Source organism: Leucobacter japonicus, assembly GCF_001273855.1.
In the GTDB taxonomy this organism is placed as follows: Bacteria; Actinomycetota; Actinomycetes; order Actinomycetales; family Microbacteriaceae; genus Leucobacter; species Leucobacter japonicus.
Map to the genome: position 1 here is coordinate 204,476 of NZ_JHBX01000077.1, position 21,426 is coordinate 225,901.

The 21,426-nt window shown below is 67.5% G+C and carries 15 protein-coding genes; 5 read left to right on the forward strand and 10 right to left on the reverse strand.

Translation table 11 applies throughout. The features are described from left to right. Nucleotides 1-4 precede the first annotated feature (4 nt). Nucleotides 5-409 (forward strand): VOC family protein, encoded by a 405-nt coding sequence (locus tag AMS67_RS02115; RefSeq protein WP_053385876.1) that lies wholly within the window; start codon nucleotides 5-7, stop codon nucleotides 407-409. On the opposite strand, the gene AMS67_RS02120 is transcribed toward AMS67_RS02115, so the two are convergent. Together AMS67_RS02120 and uvrB are read right to left on the reverse strand one after the other, a co-directional pair. After that, on the reverse strand, nucleotides 406-1,215 hold the full coding sequence (locus AMS67_RS02120; RefSeq protein WP_053385877.1) for a helix-turn-helix transcriptional regulator: 810 nt from the start codon (nucleotides 1,213-1,215) through the stop codon (nucleotides 406-408). The genes AMS67_RS02115 and AMS67_RS02120 overlap by 4 nt on opposite strands. Before the next feature lie 22 nt (nucleotides 1,216-1,237). Further along, nucleotides 1,238-3,331 (reverse strand): excinuclease ABC subunit UvrB, encoded by a 2,094-nt coding sequence (gene uvrB, locus AMS67_RS02125; protein WP_053385923.1) that lies wholly within the window; start codon nucleotides 3,329-3,331, stop codon nucleotides 1,238-1,240. A 90-nt stretch (nucleotides 3,332-3,421) separates the two neighbouring features. Between uvrB and AMS67_RS02130 the strand changes: the two genes are divergently transcribed. Then, nucleotides 3,422-6,682, forward strand: coding sequence for an ATP-binding protein (locus AMS67_RS02130; RefSeq protein ID WP_053385878.1), 3,261 nt, complete (start codon nucleotides 3,422-3,424; stop codon nucleotides 6,680-6,682). Between the two features lie 7 nt (nucleotides 6,683-6,689). On the opposite strand, the gene AMS67_RS02135 is transcribed toward AMS67_RS02130, so the two are convergent. The 4 genes from AMS67_RS02135 to AMS67_RS02150 all read right to left on the reverse strand — a co-directional run bounded on the left by AMS67_RS02135 (nucleotide 6,690) and on the right by AMS67_RS02150 (nucleotide 10,765). Then, the gene (locus AMS67_RS02135) at nucleotides 6,690-7,529 is read right to left on the reverse strand and encodes an ABC transporter permease (protein ID WP_082305223.1); all 840 of its coding nucleotides are present in this window, start codon (nucleotides 7,527-7,529) and stop codon (nucleotides 6,690-6,692) included. Then, complete coding sequence (locus AMS67_RS02140; protein ID WP_193787058.1) at nucleotides 7,526-8,554, reverse strand: ATP-binding cassette domain-containing protein; 1,029 nt, start codon at nucleotides 8,552-8,554, stop codon at nucleotides 7,526-7,528. The genes AMS67_RS02135 and AMS67_RS02140 overlap by 4 nt, the downstream gene beginning before the upstream one ends. 87 nt (nucleotides 8,555-8,641) lie before the next feature. Continuing rightward, on the reverse strand, nucleotides 8,642-9,835 hold the full coding sequence (locus AMS67_RS02145; protein WP_053385879.1) for a winged helix-turn-helix domain-containing protein: 1,194 nt from the start codon (nucleotides 9,833-9,835) through the stop codon (nucleotides 8,642-8,644). Nucleotides 9,836-9,844: 9 nt separating this feature from the next. Further along, on the reverse strand, nucleotides 9,845-10,765 hold the full coding sequence (locus AMS67_RS02150) for a helix-turn-helix transcriptional regulator (RefSeq protein ID WP_075201179.1): 921 nt from the start codon (nucleotides 10,763-10,765) through the stop codon (nucleotides 9,845-9,847). Nucleotides 10,766-10,838: 73 nt separating this feature from the next. Between AMS67_RS02150 and ilvD the strand changes: the two genes are divergently transcribed. Further along, nucleotides 10,839-12,695, forward strand: coding sequence for a dihydroxy-acid dehydratase (ilvD, locus tag AMS67_RS02155; RefSeq protein WP_053385880.1), 1,857 nt, complete (start codon nucleotides 10,839-10,841; stop codon nucleotides 12,693-12,695). Nucleotides 12,696-12,767: 72 nt separating this feature from the next. Here the strand turns inward: ilvD and ndk are convergent, their stop codons facing one another. The 4 genes from ndk to ileS all read right to left on the reverse strand — a co-directional run bounded on the left by ndk (nucleotide 12,768) and on the right by ileS (nucleotide 18,477). Next, nucleotides 12,768-13,184 carry a nucleoside-diphosphate kinase gene (gene ndk, locus AMS67_RS02160; protein ID WP_053353044.1) on the reverse strand — a complete coding sequence of 139 codons (417 nt, stop codon included), beginning with the start codon at nucleotides 13,182-13,184 and terminating at the stop codon, nucleotides 12,768-12,770. A 69-nt stretch (nucleotides 13,185-13,253) separates the two neighbouring features. After that, complete coding sequence (locus AMS67_RS02165; protein ID WP_082305224.1) at nucleotides 13,254-13,742, reverse strand: DUF4233 domain-containing protein; 489 nt, start codon at nucleotides 13,740-13,742, stop codon at nucleotides 13,254-13,256. Further along, a complete protein-coding gene (locus AMS67_RS02170) occupies nucleotides 13,739-15,082 on the reverse strand; it encodes a bifunctional folylpolyglutamate synthase/dihydrofolate synthase (protein ID WP_053385882.1) in 1,344 nt (447 codons plus the stop codon). The genes AMS67_RS02165 and AMS67_RS02170 overlap by 4 nt, the downstream gene beginning before the upstream one ends. Next, nucleotides 15,079-18,477 (reverse strand): isoleucine--tRNA ligase, encoded by a 3,399-nt coding sequence (gene ileS, locus AMS67_RS02175; RefSeq protein WP_053385883.1) that lies wholly within the window; start codon nucleotides 18,475-18,477, stop codon nucleotides 15,079-15,081. The genes AMS67_RS02170 and ileS overlap by 4 nt, the downstream gene beginning before the upstream one ends. 708 nt (nucleotides 18,478-19,185) lie before the next feature. Here ileS and AMS67_RS02180 point away from each other — a divergent pair. Both AMS67_RS02180 and AMS67_RS02185 read left to right on the forward strand, forming a co-directional pair. Further along, nucleotides 19,186-20,517, forward strand: a complete 1,332-nt coding sequence (locus AMS67_RS02180) for a quaternary amine ABC transporter ATP-binding protein (protein ID WP_370726578.1) — start codon at nucleotides 19,186-19,188, stop codon at nucleotides 20,515-20,517. Further along, nucleotides 20,517-21,422, forward strand: coding sequence for an ABC transporter permease (locus AMS67_RS02185; protein ID WP_053385885.1), 906 nt, complete (start codon nucleotides 20,517-20,519; stop codon nucleotides 21,420-21,422). Before AMS67_RS02180 ends, AMS67_RS02185 begins: the two co-directional genes overlap by 1 nt. Nucleotides 21,423-21,426: the final 4 nt, after the last annotated feature.

The window sequence follows — 21,426 nt, forward strand, 5'->3', positions numbered from 1 at the left end:
AGCCATGACGCTCACATTCGATTTCATCGGCATTGTTACCTCAAACCTCGGCGCTTCGCTCGCGTTCTATCGTTCGCTCGGTCTGAACATCCCAGACGGGCAGGACGAGGCTCCGCATGTCGAGCATGTGCTCCCGAATGGCATGAAGCTCGCATGGGATCCGGTCTCGACACTCGAAAGTTTTATTCCTGGATTCACGCTGCCGACCGGCGACAATCGGATCGCGTTCGCGTTCAGCGCCGAATCCCCCAGCGCCGTCGACGAGGCCTACGCCAGCATCGTCCGTGAGCATCCGAACGCCGGCGAGACGGCGCCATGGGATGCCCCGTGGGGTCAGCGCTACGCGACGGTGCTCGACCCTGACGGCAACTCGATCGATCTCTACGCGGCGCTGCCAGCCGCGGACTAGCCCGCGGCCGCGGAGGGTTCCGCCGGCCGTGCCTCACTTCGGTGCAGCGTGGCCGGGGTGACGCCCGCTGTGCTGCGCAGGTCGCGGGTGAGATGCGATTGATCGGCGAACCCCAGGCGCGCGGCAACGTCGGACGCGGTGACTCCCGACCGGAGCAGGGTGCGGGCTTGCCTCGACCGCTGCACTCTGCGGAGTGCCGTGTACCCGTACCCGAACTCCGACGCCATACGGCGGTGCAACTGACGTTCTGAGAAGTCGAGTTCGGAGAGCACCGCCGGGAGCGAGAGGCCTCGTTCGGCGCTTCGCCGCACGCACGCTCGCCAGTCGACGGAGTTCTCGCGGTCGAACGCGTGCATGCCTCGCCGACTGGCGCGGACCTCCCGCAGTTCGCGGAACAGCTGCTCTCCGAGGTCATGCACGAAGTCAGCGGGGGCCGCAGCCAGCTGCTCCATGCCGAGCCGTAGGCTTCGGGCGAGGCGTGTATCGACGACCGCGTCCGCGACGATCGATTGATCGCGCAGCTCGGTAAGCGGGTGGGTGAGGAATTCGCTGGCGGTTCCGGGCTGGAAGCGGATACCGACGGACGCCGCTGAACCTGGCGTCGCCGCGTCAGCATGGATGACGCGCGTCGATGGCCCCGCAATCCGCAACTCATCGCGATGCAGCACGAGGTCGGTGCAGCCATCGGCCGGGATGAGCACGCGGCGAGAGCGCTCAGCGAGCACCGCATGGGCGCGAGCACCGGGGTAATCGGCATCGGCGCGCCACAGCACGCCGATGCCCGCTACAGCGAACTCCCGGTACATCTCGGCCGCCTCAGATTCGGGCCTAGAGGTGGCCGGCCTGGTCCATGCTGCGCAATTCGCGCTTGAGCTCTGAGACCTCATCGCGGAGCCGCGCGGCGAGCTCGAACTTGAGCTCTTCGGCGGCGACCAGCATCTGGTCGGTCAGATCAGCGATCAGTTCTTGCAGCTTGCCGGCGCCTTCGCTTGCGATCGCTCCCGCTCGCGCTGCGGCCTTGCCCTTGGCCCGCTGCGATGATCCGCCCGAACTGCGTTGCGCATGCGCCCCCGTGCGAGAAAGCACGTCTTCGGTATCTGCCGCCTCGCGCTGCAGCATTTCGGTGATGTCACCAATCTTTTTGCGCAGGGGCTGAGGATCGATGCCGTGCTCCGCGTTGTACGCGACCTGGATTTCACGGCGACGATCGGTCTCATCGATGGCCTCACGCATGGAGCGCGTGACGCGATCGGCGTACATGTGCACCTCACCGGAAACGTTGCGCGCGGCGCGACCGATCGTCTGGATCAAGGAGGTGCTTGAGCGCAGGAACCCTTCTTTATCGGCGTCGAGAATAGCGACCAGAGAGACCTCTGGGAGGTCGAGACCCTCACGCAGCAGATTGATACCGATCAGCACGTCGTACACACCGGCGCGAAGCTCTGAGAGGAGTTCGACGCGGCGCAGGGTATCGACATCGGAATGCAGATAGCGCACGCGTACGCCCGACTCCTCCATGAACGTCGTGAGCTGTTCGGCCATCTTCTTCGTGAGCGTCGTGACCAGCACTCGCTCATCGCGTTCGGCCCGGAGGCGCACCTCTTCGAGGAGGTCGTCGATCTGCCCCTCGCTCGGTTTGACCACGATCTTCGGATCGATGAGGCCGGTCGGCCGAATGATCTGCTCGACGACGCCATCGGCCCGCTCGAGCTCGTACTTACCGGGAGTGGCCGACAGGTAGACCGTCTGGCCGACGCGATCTTTGAATTCGCTGAACTTCAACGGTCGATTGTCGAGCGCGCTCGGCAGGCGGAAGCCATGATCGACGAGGGTACGCTTGCGCGACGCATCACCCTCGAACATCGCACCGATCTGCGGCACGGTGACATGCGACTCATCGATGACGACGAGAAAATCGTCGGGGAAGTAGTCGAGCAGGCAGTGCGGAGCCTCGCCGGGGCTGCGCCCGTCCATGTGCATCGAATAATTCTCGATGCCCGAGCAGAATCCGATCTGCTCCATCATCTCGAGATCGAAAGTGGTGCGCATGCGCAACCGTTGCTCCTCGACCAGCTTGTTCTGCTGCTTGAGTTCTCGGGTGCGCACGTCGAGTTCTTCCGAGATCTGCCCCATCGCGCGATGCATCACCTCGCGACTCGCGACGTAGTGAGAGCCGGGAAACACGGAGATCGTCTCGACCTGTTTGATCACGTCACCGGTCACCGGATGCAGATAGTACAGCGCTTCGATTTCGTCGCCGAAGAACTCGATGCGAATCGCCAGTTCCTCATACATCGGGATGATCTCGACCGTGTCGCCGCGCACGCGAAAGTTGCCGCGAACGAATTCGATGTCGTTGCGCTGGTACTGCATGTCGACGAAGCGGCGCAGCAGCACGTCGCGGTCGAGCCGATCGCCGACGGCGAGCGGCACCATCGCCTCGTAGTACTCCTCCGGTTTACCGAGTCCGTAGATGCAGGAAACCGTGGAGACGACCACGGTGTCACGCCGGCTCAACAATGCGTTGGTCGTCGAATGCCGCAGGCGTTCGACTTCGGCATTCACGGAGGAGTCTTTCTCGATGAACGTGTCCGTCTGCGGCACGTAGGCCTCAGGCTGGTAGTAGTCGTAGTAGCTCACGAAGTACTCGACCGAGTTGTTCGGAAGCAGGCTTCGGAACTCGCTTGCGAGCTGCGCGGCGAGCGTCTTGTTATGGGCGAGGACGAGAGTCGGGCGTTGCACCGCCTCGATCAACCAGGCCGTCGTCGCGGACTTGCCGGTACCGGTGGCTCCGAGCAGCACCACGTCGGTTTCACCGGCGTTGATGCGATGCGCGAGCTCTTCGATCGCCTTCGGCTGATCGCCATTCGGCTCGTACTCGCTGACCACTTCGAAAGGGCGGACGCTGCGCGTGGGTTCCATGTCTCCGAGCGTACTCGCGGCCGCCGACATTCGTCGGCACGGCTCCGAGAACGCGCTGAGGAGGAGGCCCGCGGCGATACACTCGTTCCCATGTCGATCGAGCCGCCACGCATCACGGTGCTGGGCGAGATTCGCGTCGATGGTGTCAATCCCGGGGGACGACTCCCCCGCGCACTCGTGGCCGCAGTGGCCAGCGGGGCTTCATCGGGCATGAGCGTTCCCGCGCTCGGCGAGCTGCTCTGGGGCGATGCGCTTCCGACCCATCCCAAGGCGGCACTGCAGAGCCTGGTGTCACGCGTGCGTGCGGCCTGCGGGCCCGTCATCGTGACGACGGCCGCCGGGTACGCGCTCTCTGCCGAGTACGGGAGAAGCGATTGGGCCATCGCACGAGCGGTGGCGCAGGACCGGGAAGATCCCGAGGCGCGCACGCCCGAACGCCTGCAGCATCTCGAGGCGGCACTCGCGCTCTGGGCCGGTGAACCCGGTGCCGATCTGGGCGATGCGCCGGTTGGGCTGCTGCTCGCGGAGCAGGCGGCTGCGGTGCATCTCGAGATTCGCATGCAGCGAGCGCTCGGCCTGCGTCACGCCGGTCGCGGACGAGACGCTCTTGACGCCTACCGAGGCCTGCTCGGCGAGCGTCCATTCGATGAGCATTTGCACGCGGAGGCGATCGGAGCGTTCGTTGCACAGGGCGACACTGCGGAAGCACTCGCGGTGTTCGCAAGCTTGCAGGTGCGTCTTCGCGAAGTCTGGGGCGCCTCACCCGGCCCCGAGGTCGTGTCGGCCCATCTCCAAGCGCTGCGCGCATCGGAGGGGCCGGTCGATGGGTCTCGACTCGATACACGTTCTGCGAGCCGCACGCGCGGTGCGCTGCCGGGGCCGCTGGACGGATTGGTCGGGCGCGCTGCCGACCTGGCCGCATTGGAGTCGGTGCTCGACAGTCACCGCCTGGTCACGGTGCTCGGCATCGGCGGGCTCGGCAAGACGAGCCTCGTGCAGGCTGCCGCCCATCGAGTCGAACACGCTGTAGTGATGGTTCGCTTGGCGACCGTCCGCGCGGGCGCCGACCTCCTCGGCGCCGTTGCAAGCGCTCTCGGTGTGCGCGAGGCGACCACCAATGCACGTCTCTCAGACGTGCGCTCGGACCTCCATGCATTGGTGCTCGCGGAACTGGCTGAGCGCCCGACGCTGCTCGTACTCGACAACTGCGAGCAGATCATCGCGTACGTCGCTCGCTGGGTAGACGATGTGCTGGGCCAGATTCCGACACTCTCGGTGCTGACGACGAGTCGGGCACCGCTCGGGCTCCCGGGCGAGCAGGTGTTCGAGTTGGCCCCGCTGCAGGTCGTCGGTGACGGCACCGGGTCGGCGGAACAGCTCTTTGAGCGCCGCGCCCGCTCGATTCGCGCGAGTGCCGCCGGGGACGTTGCGACCGTTGCCCGTTTGTGCCGCGCACTCGACGGGCTTCCGCTCGCGATCGAACTCGCGGCGGCGCGCACGCGAACGATGAGCATCTCCGAGATCGAGGTCCGACTGCAGCAGCGGTTCACCCTGCTGCAAGGCGGAGATCGGAGCGCGCCCGAGCGCCACCAGACCTTGCGTGCGGTCATCGACTGGAGTTGGGAACTGCTCGATGCGACCTCGCAAGAGGCGTTGGCGGTGCTCGCGCTGTTGCCCGGCGGGTGGAGCACTCCGACCGCCCTTGCTGTGCTCGAACTGAGCGGAATCGCCGCCGAAGATGCGGATGCGGCGCTCACCTCCCTGGTCGAGCAGTCGATGTTGACCGCGTACGACGATGTGGGAACCCACACCGTGCGGTTCCGAATGTACGAAACCGTGCGCGAATTCGGCCTGGATCGCCTGCGCGAGTCGGCGACGAGGGAACGCGCTGAGCATGCGGTCACGCAGTGGGCACGCGGGTTCGTGCGCGGGTGCGCCCCGCAGTTGTACGGAGTGCCTGGAGCGATCGGCGCTGCGCGGCACCGCGAGGTACGTGCGGAGCGCGACAACCTGGTGGCGATTCTGCGTCACGCGATCCGCCAGAACGACTCGGAGACAGCGGTGCTGATCGTGTGTCTCCTGGGGCACACGGACATCGTGCGCGGTGCTCACACCGAACTCCAGGTGGTGTGCGCAGAAGCCGCGGACCTCGTGATTCAGACGGCGCGCGCGCGTCTGCGTTCGGAGCTCGATGGGCTCCCCGACGAGGCGATCGTGCTGGCTCAGCTGACCTGTATCGTCTGGTTGGCGAGCATCGAAGATGTGCGCTTGCCCCGACTCGTCGCGCTGCTCGGCTTGGTGATGAGACGGGTGAGCGCGGTGCGCTCGGTGTTGCGCGGCATGGCCGCGATCATCGCGGTGTTTCCGGATCTCGAGCGGGTCGCCGCAGAAATTGCTCGGTTGCGCGCCGTCGGCGATCCCGAAGGAATGCTTGCCGGTGCACTCTTCGCCGCGATGCTCGATGAGAATCTCGGTGAGCATCGCCGTGCAGAGGAGTCGGCTCGCGAAGCCTGGCGCGATGCACGGAGCTCTGGCCAGGTGTGGCTGGAATCGATGGCGGCGAACACGCTGGCCCAACTCGCGAGCCAGTCGGCCCGCCCGGGCGACGCACTGACCTGGCTCGATCGCGCGGCGGCAGGTCTGCACGCGTTCGATGCGGAGGATGAGGCCGACGAGCGGAACTGGTTGCGAGGGTTGACCCTGCTGTCGCTCGGTCGCACCGGAGAGGCTCGCGTGCTGTTCGAGGAGCTTGTCGATGCCCATCCGGGGTCGCGGGATCGCCATGAGTTCGCGGCAATTTCCTGGTTCGGGCTGGCCGAGGTCTCGCGCGCCGAGGGCGACACCGCAGAGTCGTCGCGGCGGTTCGCCCGTGCCATGCTCGCGTTCGAAACCCCGGAGCAGCGGGCGTCGCCGTGGTATCTGGTCGCCATGTCGGGCATGCTTGCCGCCGCGTGCCTCGACGGCACGCTCACGAAAGCTGAACGCGCATCGTGGGCGAACCGAATTCGCACCCGTGTGATCGCTATGCATCGCGTCCAGCAGGGATACATTGATCGCCCGATTCTGGGCACCGCATTGATCGCCTGGGGCGCGTGGGCGATCGAGCATGACGAGCTGATGGACCGCGGCATCGAGGCGCTGGCCTGGGCCGGTGTGCTGGGGGCGCGTCAGGATCAGCCGGCGCTGCGCCTCGAGTCGCACCGGGCTCGTGCGATCGAGGTGCTCGAAGCTCGGGGGGCCGACGGCGCGTCGCGCATCGCCGACACCGCCGCGCGTGCGGCCGCTGCCGCCGCGGAGACGCGGGTGCCGCGGGCACTCGAGGTACTCGCGGAACCCGCTTCCCGGGGCTGACCCGCGTCTACGCCTTCCGCATGTAGGCCCGGACGGTGAGCGGCGCGAAGATCGCGACAACCACGGCGGCGCCAAGCAGCGAGGTCCACAGGTCGACCCCGACGGTTCCCGAATTCGCCAGGTCGCGCACCGCGGTCACGAGGTGCGACACCGGGTTGATATCGGCGAACCACTGCAGCCAGTTCGGCAGCGAATCGGCGGGAACGAACGCGTTCGACAGGAAGGTCAGCGGGAACAGGATCAGCATCGAGATGCCCTGCACGCTGGCCGCGGTGCGTGCGATGACGCCGAAGAGCGCGAAGATCCAGCTGAGTGCCCAGGCGCACGCGATGACAAGCAGGCCTGCCAGCACCACGCTGGCGAGCCCGCCGCCCGGACGCCACCCCATCAGCACGCCCATGAGCATCGTCATGGTCGTGGCGATCGCGTATCGCACGGTGTCGGCGAGGAGCGCTCCGGAGAGCGGGGCAATGCGCGCGATCGGGAGGGACCTGAATCGATCGAACACGCCCTTGTCCATGTCTTCGCGGAGCTGCGTGCCGGTCACGACGGAGCCGGTGATGACGGTCTGCACGAGAATGCCCGGGATCAGCTGCGGCAGGTACGTCTGCACGTCGCCCGCGATTGCGCCGCCGAAGATGTAGGCGAACATCAGGGTGAAGATGATGGGCTGGATCGTGACGTCGACGAGCTGTTCGGGGGTGCGCCGGATCTTGATGAGGCCGCGGTACGCCATGGTGCGCGTGTGCGCGAAGCTCTCGGAGAAGCTCGGACGACGATGCAGCGACCGCGCGTGCGCCGGGACGATCGGGGTGTGCGATGCGGGTGCGGCAGCGGTGGTGCTCATGCGTGGATCTCCTGTGCGCTGGAGCGCTCGGCGTCGCTCGAGGTGTCTGAGGAGGCCGTGGAGTCGGGCACCCCGGTGATGGTGAGGAAGACTTCGTCGAGGGTGGGCTTCTGCACGCTGATCTCGGTGACCGAGACGTCGGCTGCGCGCAGCTCGATGAGGAGGTCGGCGAGGCGATCGGGGTCGGTCATCGGCGCGGTGAGGCGCGACCCCTCGGGTGAGCGCACGGCAGGCACTCCGAGAACGCGCTGCACCGCCTCGAGAGCGGTCTGCACCTCGAGTTCCGTGCGGTCGCCCCGCTCGGCGACGCGCAGGTGCAGGGATGCCGTGCCGACCGAAGACTTGAGTTCCTCGGCCGTGCCCTCGGCGACGACGCGCCCGTGGTCGATGACGGCGATGCGATCGGCGAGCTGGTCTGCCTCATCGAGGTACTGCGTGGTGAGCAGCACGGTGGACCCGGTGGCGACCAGTTCTCGAATCGTCTCCCACATCTGGCCGCGGGTGCGGGGGTCGAGGCCCGTGGTCGGTTCGTCGAGGAAGATGAGCGGTGGCTGGGCGATCAGTGACGCCGCGAGGTCGAGACGCCGTCGCATGCCGCCCGAGAAGTGCTTGAGGGGACGACGCGCTGCCTCAGTGAGGCCGAAGCGCTCGAGCAGTTCCTCGGACTTGGCGCGCGCCTCACGGCTCGATAGGCCCAGCAGTCGGCCGAAGATGACGAGGTTCTCCGTTGCCGACAGCGCCTCGTCGACCGAGGCGTACTGCCCGGTCACGCCGAGAAGCTGGCGCACGATGTGGGGCTCGCGCGCGACATCGTGCCCGAAGACGCGGGCCGAGCCGCCATCTGGACGCAGGAGCGTCGCGAGCATGCTCAGAGTGGTGGTCTTGCCGGCGCCGTTCGGGCCGAGCACGCCGACCACGGTTCCAGTGCGTACCTGCAGGTCGACTCCGTCGACCGCACGGTGCGTTCCGAACACCTTGACCAGAGACTCGGCCTCGACGGCCCATTCGCTGTGTTGTTGGATCATGGCATCAGTGTGATGCCCGGCACTGTCACAGCACTGTCGGAGCGCTGTCAGCTCGGATCGGCCGCTGTCACGCCGGTCGGATGGCGATCAGCCGACGGCAATGGTCTCGGGCAGCGGCAAGTTGCCGATACCCGAAACGCGCACGTCTGCGAGCCCCTGCCACGCCGCCGCCTGCGCCAGCAACGACGCCGCGACCTCCGGTGTTCGCGCGGGTGCGCGCTGCTCTTGCCACGCGGCCTGCACGAGCAGCGTGTCGGAGGCGCGATCCGCTTTGAGATCGATGCGGCCCGCCAGTGTGCCGCCGACCATCAGCGGCAGGCAGTAGTACCCGAACTTGCGCTGCTCCTTCGGAGTGTAGATCTCGATGCGGTAGTGGAAGTCGAACATGCGCTCGGCGCGAGGACGGAACCATACCACCGGGTCGAAGGGGGTGAGCAGGGCGTTCGGTGCGAGGCGCGACGGCACCACCGCGTCGCGGTGCATCCACGCGCGTTCGGGTGCCCCGGAGCGCGTGCGCCACCCGTCAACGACGACGGGCAGCAGCACGCCTTCGGCCTCGAGCTCGGCGACCGCCGCGCGCGCCGGCGTCGACTTCAGCCGATGGTAGTCGGCGAGATCGGCGAGGGTACCGACGCCGAGCGACCGGGCGGCTCGTTCGATAAGCGAGCGCTGCGCGCGTACCGCCGATACGTCGTCGAGGCCCGCGGCCGGCAGCACCTGCTCTGCGAGCGCGTATCTGCGTTGAAACCCAGTACGCCCCGCCGTCACCACCTCGCCCCAGGCGAAGAGCACCTCGACCGCGCGTTTCGTGTCGCTCCAATCCCACCAGGGTCCGCGGTTCGCGCGGGGGCCGTCTTCGAGATCGCGCACGAGCGACGGGCCTGCGTCGGCGAGGTGCGCGCGCACTCGGTCGAGCACCGGGGCGAGGGCGTCTGCGCGGCCCGACCGCTGGTCGCGGAGGCGGCGCTCAGCCATGCGCCATTGGAACAGCGGACGGTCGCCGACGGGGATGAACGCCGCTTCATGCGCCCAATACTCCGTGAACTCACCGCTCTCCCACAGATGCCGATCGAGTGCGTCGGCATCGTATCGACCGTGGCGCGAGAACACCGGCAGATGGTGGCTCCGGGCGAACACGTTCACCGAGTCGATTTGCAGCACGTGCAGCCGATCGAGAGCAGTATCGAAGGGTCGGCGCACGCGCAGCTTCGCCGTGTTGGCGAAGCCCTGTGCGGCAAGGGCGACGCGTCGGGCCTCGGGTGCGCTGAGCGAAAGAGTCATGCGGGTACGCTATCGCGCGCCACCGACATCGCGGCGCGGAGCGTCGGGGGCGCCGGGTGATCCGGCACTGCCGATCTGCGGCACCGGAAACCACACGGCCCCGTCGGCGTCGGCGGGTGTGTGCGTGGGAATCGGCACGTAGATGACGACGTGCAACTCCGTGGCGTCCGAGGGCACCAGGCGATGATGCTCGAAGAGCACCGGCCCGACGTCCGGGTGCACGAACGCGCGCTGCCGCGAGGCGAACCGCTCCACGGCGTGCTCGGCCCACTGCACCCGAAAATCGGCGCTGTGCGCGTGCAGGCGTGAGATGAGCGCGCGATGCCGGTCCGAGTCGAGCCGCACCCCCGACTCGGCTCGAAACTCGGCGAGGAAGCGACGACTGTCGCGCTCCCAGTCGGGGAGCAGTGCGCGCAGTCGGGGGTCGGTGTAGATGAGCCAGAGCAGATTGCGTTCGGGCTTCGGCGTCGAGGCGATGGGACCGTAGAGCCACTCGTAGTGGTGGTTCCAGCCCAGAATCGCCCAGTCCGTGCCGACGATGAATGCCGGGTGCTCGAGCGCATCGATGAGTCGTTGCAGGTGCGCCGGAGTGGCACGGTCGGGCACGTCGCCGGCAACATCGCCCGTCTCGACGAGCGATCGCACATACTCGCGTTCGGCATCGGTCAACGCGAGAACCCGGGCGACCGCATCGATGACCTGGCGCGACGCATTGATGTCGCGCCCCTGCTCGAGCCAGGTGTACCAGCTCACACTCATGCCGGCGAGCGTCGCCATCTCCTCGCGGCTGAGCCCCTGCGACCGGGCCGCACCTGCGCGTCCGCGCCCCGCAGCCGCAGGGAGACCGAGCCCGACGCGATCCCGCTGCCGCCGGCGAGCCGCGAGAAACTCACCCAGTTGCACGCGTCGTGGAGTGCGAGGCCGGGGCATACTCTGATAGTACTGCGAGTACTAGGACCAGTGCTCTCTTCCGCGCAGTACTGTGCCCGTGATGCAGTGAAGCATGCCTCCATATCGCTCACGCACGGTCACCCACGGACGCAACATGGCGGGAGCGCGAGCACTGCTGCGCGCCGCCGGCGTTCCGGGTGCCGACATCGGCCGCAAACCCATCATCGCGGTGGCGAACTCGTTCACCGAGTTCGTACCCGGGCACACGCATCTCGCGCCGGTCGGGCGCATCGTCTCTGATGCGATCACCGAATCGGGCGGAGTGCCACGCGAATTCAACACTATCGCGGTCGACGACGGCATCGCGATGGGCCACGGCGGCATGCTCTACTCGCTGCCCTCGCGCGATCTCATCGCCGACTCGGTCGAGTACATGGTGAACGCGCACTGCGCCGACGCGCTCGTCTGTATCTCGAACTGCGACAAGATCACGCCCGGCATGCTGCTCGCCGCCCTCCGGCTGAACATTCCGACCGTGTTCGTGTCGGGAGGCCCGATGGAGTCGGGGCGCGCCGTGCTCGCGAATGGCATGGTGCGCACGCTCGATCTCGTCGATGCGATCTCGGACGCGGTGAATGAGAACATCTCGGACGCGGACCTGCAGACCATCGAGGAGTCCGCATGCCCGACCTGCGGCTCGTGCTCGGGCATGTTCACCGCCAACTCGATGAACTGCCTCACCGAGGCGATCGGACTCTCCCTGCCGGGCAACGGTTCCACGCTCGCGACTCATACGGCGCGACGGGCGCTCTACGAGCGTGCCGGATCGCTCGTCGTCGACATCACGAAGCGTCACTACGAGGGCGACGACCACACCCTGCTCCCCCGCAGCATCGCGACCCCCGAGGCGTTCGGCAACGCCATGGCGCTCGACATCGCCATGGGCGGCTCGACGAACACCATCCTGCACCTGCTCGCGGCCGCGCACGAGGCCGGGGTGGCGTTCGGCCTCGACGAGATCGACACGGTCTCCCGCCGCGTGCCGTGCCTCGCCAAGGTCGCACCGAACGTCGCCGGCGACCGCACCTACTACATGGAAGACGTGCACCGTGCGGGCGGCATTCCGGCCCTCCTCGGCGAACTGCGCCGCGGCGGGCACCTCGACGACACCGTGCACACGGTGCACGCGGCCACCCTCGGCGAGTGGCTCGACGAGTGGGACGTGCGCGGCGGCACCGCGTCTCAGGAGTCGCTCGACCTGTGGCACGCCGCTCCCGGCGGCAAGCGCTCCTCGACGGCGTTCTCCCAGTCAGAACGGTGGCAGAGCCTCGACCTCGACGCGGCGCACGGGTGCATCCGCGATATCGCGCACGCCTACTCTGCGGACGGCGGTCTCGCGGTGCTCCGCGGCAACGTCGCGGTCGACGGCGCAGTCGTGAAAACGGCCGGCGTCGACGAGTCCATCTGGCACTTCGAGGGCACCGCCGTCGTCTGCGAGTCGCAGGACGAGGCCGTCGAGAAGATCTTGAACAAGCGGGTGAGCGCCGGCGACGTCGTGGTCATCCGGTACGAGGGCCCGAAGGGAGGCCCGGGCATGCAGGAGATGCTCTACCCCACGTCGTTCTTGAAGGGCCGTGGCCTCGGCAAGAGCTGCGCGCTCATCACCGATGGCCGCTTCTCGGGCGGCACCTCGGGGCTCTCGATCGGACACATCTCCCCCGAGGCCGCGGCCGGTGGCGTGATCGCGCTCGTTGAGGACGGCGACCGCATCGTCATCGACATCCCGACGCGCGAGCTGACGCTCGACGTTCCCGCGGCCGAGCTCGACCGACGGCGCGCGGCGCTGGAACTGGCGGGCGGCTATCGCCCGCGCTCCCGCGAACGCGAGGTGTCGCCGGCGCTGCGCGCGTACGCCACGTTCGCACAGTCGGCCGACAAGGGCGCGGTGCGCATAGTGCCCGAGATCTAGTCGAGCGTCGCCGAGACAGCAGGACGGCCGCGGAGGAGTTGCTCCCCCGCGGCCGTCGTGGTGTGTTGCGCGTTAGGCGAACCAGAGACCCAGCTCGCGCGCGGCCGACTCGGGCGAGTCGGAGCCGTGTACGAGATTCTGCTGCACCTTGAGGCCCCAGTCGCGGCCGAGATCGCCGCGGATGGTGCCCGGGGCCGCCGTGGTCGGATCGGTGGTGCCGGCCAGGGAGCGGAACCCCTCGATGACGCGGTCACCGGTTGCGCGGATCGCGACCGACGGGCCCGACGACATGAACTCGAGCAGGGGTTCGAAGAACGGCTTTCCCTCGTGCTCGGCGTAGTGCGCGGCGAGCAGCTCGCGGTCGGCGTGCACGAAGCGGAGATCGGTGAGCGTGTACCCCTTGGCCTCGATGCGGCGGATGATCTCGCCGGTCAGTCCGCGGGCGACGCCGTCGGGCTTCACCAGGATCAGGGTCTCTTCTGCCGACATGCATACTCCTCATGGTTCGGTGATCGGGAAGTGCTCGGGCGGGTGGCCCGAGCACCGAGTGTAGCGAATTCAGGCGGTGTCGCCCTGTGCCGCCAGCCACGCGGCGCGGTCGCGGTCGATGCGGGCACCGCGCACCATGCAGTAGATCCAGAGCGCGGTGAAGAGTACGCCGACGATGAGCGCCATGGGCAGAATGATCGCGGTGAGCAGCATGAGCGCGTGCAGCACCCACCCGGTGATGATGCCGAAGCGGCCGCGACGCATTCCGGCAAGGCCAACAAGAATCACGACCGCGAGCCCGCCGCCCAGATACAGGCCGAGCTCGCGCGGCTCGAGCGTCGCGAGCCCGAACAGCGTGAGGCCGATCAGCACCACGATGAACAGCTCGAAGCCGAGCACCACGGAGGCCAGTGCCTTCTGGGTGGATGCCGGGCCGCGCCGGGCGCCGGCAATGCGCATGGCGGAGTTGTGGGCCGCGGTCTCGGACGGAGACAACTGCAGTTCGGGATCCTGCCCGCCCGTTCCCGGCCCGTCGTGCTCGGGCTGCGTGCCGCTCATGCAATCCCCCAGCCCTCGGCACGCGCGAACGCGATGGCTTCGCCGGCGAGGAGCACGCTGCCCACGACGAGCACAGCGCGACCGTCGGCGCGTGCCGCCCAGGCGCGTGCCTCATCCAGTGCCTCGGGGAGCGACTCGGCGACCTCGATCGGCGTGCCGGGAAGCTCCTCCTCCGCGAGCTCGCGCAGCTCATCGCCGCTCGTGCTGCGCGGCGAGTCGACGGGGGTCACGGTGACGCGGTGCGCAATCGGCGCCAGCGTCGAGAGCAGCCCGGTGGCATCTTTCTCGGCGAGGACGCCCACGACGAGCGCGAGCTCTTCGAACGAGAACGACTCGGTGACGGCCGTGACGAGCGCGGCGGCACCGTGCGGATTGTGCGCCGCGTCGACGTACACGATCGGCTCGGTTCCGATGAGCTGGAGTCGACCCGGTGACGTCAAGGCTCCGAAGCCGTCGTCGACGACCTCGGTCGGCAGCGGGCGATCCGCACCGAAGAACGCCTCGGCCGCGGCGATCGCGAGCGCTGCGTTCTCAGCCTGATGGTGGCCGAACAGCGGTACGAAGATCGGATCGTAGGCGAGGCCCGAGAGCCCGACGACATCGATCTGGCGCCCGCCGACTGCGAGGCGATCGTCGGCAAGCGCGAAGTCGCGGCCCTGCATGTACAGTCGCGCGCCGTGTCGGGCAGCCGCGTCTTCGAGCTCGGCGAGCGCGTCGACGTCTTGCTCGGCGGTTACCACCGTGGAGCCGTCCTTGATGATTCCGGCCTTCGTGCGCGCGATCGTCTCGACATCTGTGCCGAGGATCGCGGTGTGGTCGAGGCCGATCGGCGTGAACACGGCGACCTGGGCTTCGACGATGTTCGTCGCGTCCCACTCGCCACCCATGCCGACCTCGATCACGGCGACATCAACGGGTGCGTCGGCGAACGCCGCGAACGCGAGTACCGCGAGCGCCTCGAAGAACGTAATCGGGCCGTGCCCGGCCGCGACGAGCTCGGCATCGACCACCTCGAGGGGCAGCTTCAGCTCGTCCCACGCTCCCGCGAGCACGGAGCCGTCAATCGGCTCTCCATCGAGCTGGAACCGCTCGGTGAACTCGACGAGGTGCGGGCTGGTGAACAGCCCCGTGCGGAGCCCGTGCGCCTGCATGAGCGAGGCGATGGCCCGACTCGTCGACGTCTTGCCGTTCGTGCCCGCCACCTGGATCACCGGGTACGAGAGCTGGGGCGATCCCGCGAGCTCGGCGAGTCGGCGCACCGGCTCGATGCGTGGGCGCGGGTTCGCCTCGCCGACGCGCTCGAGGAGTTCAGCGTAGACGCGTTCCGCCGGACCGGTCACGCGGCACCTCCCTGCGTCGAAGCGGACTCGGTGGCGTCGATTGTGATGACGATCGGAGCCTTCTCAGCACCGATGGCGCGGGCTCCCGACACGTGCACCCCGCCACCCGGCGAGACGAGATCGTCGACGATCGCGTCGATCCCGATCGCCTCCTGCACCGCGAACCCCTCGGCGAGCGTCTCGGCGGCGATGAGAGCGGCGTGCGCCTCCAGCGCCTCGACGTGCGCAGGCTCGGCGTTGATCGCGAGCACGATCCGGTCGCTGACATCGAGGCCCGCGTTCTTTCGTGCCTCTTGGACGGCGCGGATCGCATCGCGCGCGATGCCCTCGGCCTCGAGTTCCGTCGTGAGCACGGTGTCGAGGATCGCGAAACCGCCACCGGGCAGCAGCGTCAGGGCCGGTCCGCCATCGGCGGCGTCTCCGGAACCCGCGCGCAGGGTGAGCTCGTACTCGTGCGGTTCGAGTGCGATACCGCCCGCGATCACCACGCCGTCGGTCTCACTCCAATCACCGGTCTTCGCCGCCTTGATGGCCTGCTGCACCTGCTTGCCGAGTCGCGGGCCGGCCGCACGGGCGTTCACGGCGAGCGTCTGCACGATGCCGTGCTCGTCCGCACTCGTGTCGGTCTGCTGCACGAGACGCACGGACTTCACGTTGAGCTCTTCACGGAGGATGCCCGCGAACGGTTCGATCGCGCCGGGGTGCTCCGCGACGACGGTCAATTCTGCGAGCGGCAGGCGCACGCGCAGGCCGCGGCTCTTTCGGAGGGCGAGCGCCTGCGACGTGATCTGGCGCACCTCGTCCATCGCGTCGACGAGCTCGTCGTCGCCCGGGAACTCCGCGGCATCGGGCCAGTCGGCGAGGTGCACGGATCGGCCCCCGGTCAGGCCGCGCCACAGCTCTTCGGTGACGAGCGGAGCAAGCGGGGCGGCGACGCGCGCCACCGTTTCGAGCACGGTGTACAGCGTGTCGAAGGCCTGCTGGTTCTCGGGCTTGCCGTTGTCGCCCGCGACGCCTTCCCAGAACCGGTCGCGCGATCGCCGCACGTACCAGTTGGTGAGCACTTCCGCATAGGCGCGCAGCGCTTCAGCGGCCGAAGTGGTGTCGAGCCCTTCGAGGTGGGACTGCACATCGCGGATGAGGCGCCCCGTCTTCGCGAGGATGTACCGATCGAGCGGGTCGGTCGAATCGGTGCGTCGTTCGGCCGTGAGCCCGTCGGCATTCGCGTACAGCGAGAAGAAGTACCAGGTGCTCCACAGCGGCAGGATGAACTGCCGCACGCCCTCACGGATGCCCTCCTCGGTGACGACGAGGTTGCCGCCGCGAACCACGGGCGACGCCATCAGGAACCAGCGCATCGCGTCGGAGCCGTCGCGGTCGAAGACCTCGTTCACGTCGGGGTAATTGCGCAGCGACTTCGACATCTTGTTGCCGTCGGAGCCGAGCACGATGCCGTGGCTGATGACGTTGGTGAATGCCGGGCGATCGAAGAGCGCGGTCGCGAGCACATGCTGCACGTAGAACCAGCCGCGGGTCTGCCCGATGTACTCGACGATGAAGTCGGCCGGCTGGTGCGTCTCGAACCACTCCTGGTTCTCGAACGGATAGTGGGCCTGCGCGAACGGCATCGATGCGGAGTCGAACCAGACATCGAGCACGTCTTCGATGCGGCGCATCGTCGATCGGCCGGTCGGATCATCGGGGTTCGGTCGCGTGAGTTCGTCGACGTACGGGCGGTGGAGGTCAACCTCACCGTCCGCGTTCCGCGGCAGCTCGCCGAAGTCCGCCTCGATCTCGGCAACTGAGCCGTAGACGTCGACGCGCGGGTACTCGGGGTCGTCGCTCTTCCACACCGGGATGGGGCTGCCCCAGTAGCGGTTGCGGCTGATCGACCAGTCGCGCGCGCCCTCGAGCCACTTCCCGAACTGACCGTGCTTCACGTTCTCAGGGACCCAGGTGATCTGCTCGTTGGTCTCGAGCATGCGCTCCTTGATGTCCGTGACGCGCACGAACCAGCTGGAGACCGCCTTGTAGATCAGCGGATTGCGGCAGCGCCAGCAGTGCGGGTACGAGTGCTCGTAGCTCTGCTCGCGCAGCAGGCGCCCCCGCTCGCGCACGAGACGAATCAGGGGGCGGTTCGCATCCATCCAGAGTTCACCGGCGACGTCGGTCACGGCAGCAATGAACCGGCCACCCGCGTCGACGCTCACGATGGTCGGCATGCCGGCCGCCGTGGTGATGCGGTAGTCGTCTTCGCCGTAGGCCGGCGACTGGTGCACGATGCCCGTGCCGTCGGTGGTCGACACGTAGTCGTCGGCGAGCACCTGCCAGCAGCGCTCGGTGCCCCACGTCTCGACATCGGAAAAGTAGTCGAAGAGCGGCTCGTAGCGGACCCCGCTCAGTTCGGACCCAGCGATCACGCGCGAGACCGCGGCGACCGCGGCGTCGGCCGAGTCGTAGCCGAGATCCTTGGCGTGCGCGCCGACCAGATCTTCGGCCAGCAGGTACGCGGCTGTCGCGTCGGCGCCGTCGCCCGCACCCGCGGGGCCCGCGGGCACCACCGCGTAGGCGATGGCCGGTCCGACCGCGAGCGCCGCGTTCGTGGGAAGCGTCCACGGCGTCGTGGTCCATGCGAGGGCGCGCACGCCGGTGAGGTCGAGCTCCGCTGCGCGCTCCCCGATGAAGGGGAACGCAACCGTCACGGAGGGATCCTGGCGCATCTGGTAGACGTCGTCGTCCATGCGCAGTTCGTGGTTCGACAGCGGGGTCTCGTCGCGCCAGCAGTACGGCAGAATCCGCGAGCCCTCGTAGGCGAGACCCTGATCGTACAGTCGCTTGAACGCCCAGATGACGCTCTCCATGTACGTCAGATCGAGCGTCTTGTACCCGTGCTCGAAGTCGACCCAGCGCGCTTGACGGGTGACGTAGTCCTCCCACTCGCGGGTGTACTGCAGCACCGATTCACGAGCCTTGCCATTGAACGCCGCGACGCCCATCTCTTCGATCTCGGACTTCTCGGTGATGCCGAGCTGCTTCATCGCCTCGAGTTCTGCGGGAAGACCATGGGTATCCCACCCGAAGCGGCGCTCGACCTTCTTTCCGAGCATGGTCTGGAACCGCGGGAAGACGTCTTTGGCGTAACCGGTCAGCAGGTGGCCGTAGTGCGGCAGGCCGTTTGCGAAGGGCGGGCCGTCGTTGAATACCCACTCTTCGGCGTGCTCGCGCTGGCGGATCGATTCCGCGAATGTGTCGTTGGCCGACCAGAAGTCGAGCACACGCTGTTCGATCTCGGGGAATCGGGGTGAAGGCGAAACACCGAATGCTGCGCCGGCTGCGGGCGACGAGGGTGCGGCGTGGTCTGACGGGGTTCCCGTGGGCTGCTGAGGATACGGCATGGGTCCTTCTCGATTCCGGCGTCGGTCGTTACTCCTGTTGCCGGGACGAGCTCCGGATCGCGATCCGTCTCCCGCGGTACCACCCCGCTTGCCACCACTCGCCCGGTGCCGGGCGTCGCGGTAACCGCTTCATTCGGCGATGACGGGCCGTGACCGTTCGGTTCTACTGTGCCGAGCGCATTCCGGTTTCCCGGAACCCAGGTGGCGGTTCTTCCGAAGACTCCCCGGTGATGGCCGGATCGCAGTCGATAGAGAGAGTCTACCTCAGCGGGAAGCGTCTCCCCTGTACGCATTGTCGTGAGCTGCGCGCGGGCCGGGACGCCGCGTAATACGCCGCCAGCCGAGCCGAGATCGCCCATTTGGTCACGAAGAGGTAACGATGCGGTTTACGCAAAATCCCCGATCAATTCATATATAACTCGGTATCCCGGGCGTGTTTCTGCCCTCCACGCCTTGCACATCCGTGCAACACGTTGTTAGCGTCGAAGCAGCGTTGAGGCCGGCCGCGTGCCAGACCTCCGAAATCGCGCCGGGGAAATTCTGCCGAGATTCGGTACCCGATGCGTCGGAGTGTCACGGGCGGCTCCGTCTCCGCAATAGACAACTGGCCAATCGTGAGGCCGCCGGGCGAGACGCGCGCTGAAACTGCCGCGTTCCCGTCGCTGTATCTGGCGTGCCTCCGATTTCGTCGTGCCACGAAACGAGGAGTTGAGAGTGACCAGTACAACCGCATCACCCGCAATCGAGGTGTCACATGCGTACAAGGTGTTTGGGCGCCGCCCGAAGGAAGTGGTGAAGCGCCTCCGGAAAGGCGCGACGCGCGACGAGGTTCGCGCGCAGGGAACCGCAGCGGTCATCGACGCCAGTTTCACCGTGACCCAGGGCGAGATTTTTGTCGTGATGGGGCTTTCCGGTTCAGGAAAGTCGACCTTGATTCGCATGCTGAACGGTCTGAATGAGACGACCGACGGGTCGATCACCGTATTCGGGAACGAGGTCGTCGGCCTCAGTGGATCTGATCTGCGCGAGCTCCGCCGCGACCGGATGTCCATGGTCTTCCAGCACTTTGCCCTGTTGCCGCACCGCACCGTGCTCGACAATGTCGCGTACGGGCTCGAGTTGCAGGGCGTCGGCCTGGCCGAGCGCCGCGAACGCGCAGGCGGTTGGTTGGAGCGCGTCGGACTCTCGGGCTGGGAGGATCGCCTCCCCGGAGAGCTCTCAGGCGGGATGCAGCAGCGCGTCGGCATCGCCCGCGCCTTCGCCGCAGACACCGACATCTTGCTCATGGACGAGGCCTTCTCGGCACTCGACCCGCTCATCCGACGCGAGATGCAGGAGCAGTTGGTTGAGCTGCAGCAAGAGCTGAACAAGACGATCGTCTTCATCACGCACGACCTCAACGAGGCGATGTTCCTCGGCGACCGGATTGCCGTAATGCGCGACGGCCGGATCGTGCAGGTGGGCACCCCCAATGACATCCTGACCGATCCGGCGAACGACTACGTCGCCCAGTTCGTGCAAGACGTCGACCGCGCTCGCGTGCTGACCGCCGGCGACGTCATGGAACCGCCGCGCGCCGTGGTGCCGGCGAGCGCCGGACCGCGGACGGCGCTGCGCACCATGCGAGATCTGCAGACGTCCGCCTGCTTCGTCACCACCGGGTCGCGGAAGCTGCTCGGTGTCGTGCGCGACAAGGACGTGCTCCGTCAGGTGCGCGAGGGCGGCACCGACATCACCGAACGACTGCGCCCGACGCCGTCGATCGTGAAGCGTGAGCAGTTGATCTCCGAACTCTTCGAGCTCGCGGTCGAAAGCCCGCTCCCGGTCGCCGTCACCGACGATGAGGATCGCCTCATCGGCGTGGTGCCTCGCGTCACGCTGCTCGCAGCGCTCACCGACCTCCCCGCCGTCACGACGGAGATTCCGGTCATCGAACCGACGCCGACGATTCCCGCCGACATGATTACCGCAACGCTCGGCGAGACCTCGGAGGCCGATGCCGCCGAAGATCTCGCCTTCGGAACTGAGGAGGTGCGCTGATGGACGGGTTCCGCATTCCGCTCGGCGACTGGGTCGCCTCGGCCCTCGACTGGATCAAGGACACCTTCGACGGGCTGCTCGATGTCATCACGATTATCGTCAAGTTCTTGGTCGAGGGCCTCGCCGACGGTCTCACCTCCGTGCCTGCCATCGTGCTCATCGTCGTGTTCGCCCTCATCGGTTGGGTCGTGCGATCGTGGCAGCTCGCGGTCGGCACGCTGGTGACGATGCTGCTCATCGTCGCCATGGATCAGTGGGAGAACGCGATGCTCACGCTCGCACTCGTACTGATCGCCGCTGCGATCGCCATCGTCATCGCGGTGCCGCTCGGCATCGCGGCGGCGCGAAACGACACCTTCAGTGCCGTGTTGAAGCCGGTGCTCGACTTTATGCAGACGATGCCGGCCTTCGTGTACCTGATTCCCGCAGTGACGTTCTTCACCGTCGGCTTCGTGCCGGGCGTGTTCGCCACCGTGCTGTTCTCGGTGGCGCCGGGTGTGCGGTTCACCGAGCTCGGCATCCGGAGCGTCGATTCCGAGACCGTCGAGGCCGGATACGCCTTCGGTGCGGCTCCCGGCAAGATCCTCCGCGGCATCCAGCTCCCCCTCGCAACGCCCACCATCATGGCCGGCATCAACCAGGTCATCATGCTGGCGCTCTCCATGGCAGTCGTCGCCGGCATCACCGGCGCCAACGGCCTCGGCAAGGAGGTGGTGGCAGCGATCTCGACGCTCGACACCGCCAAGGGCGTCGAAGCCGGCCTCGGGGTCGTGATCCTCGCCGTCTTCCTCGACCGTGTCACGGCGGCCCTCGGCAACCCCGGCGACTACCCCCGCTCCGTGCTGGGCACGCTGCGCCGCCGACGTGATGCCGCACGCAAGCAGACCGTGGCGAAGGCCGCCTAACCAC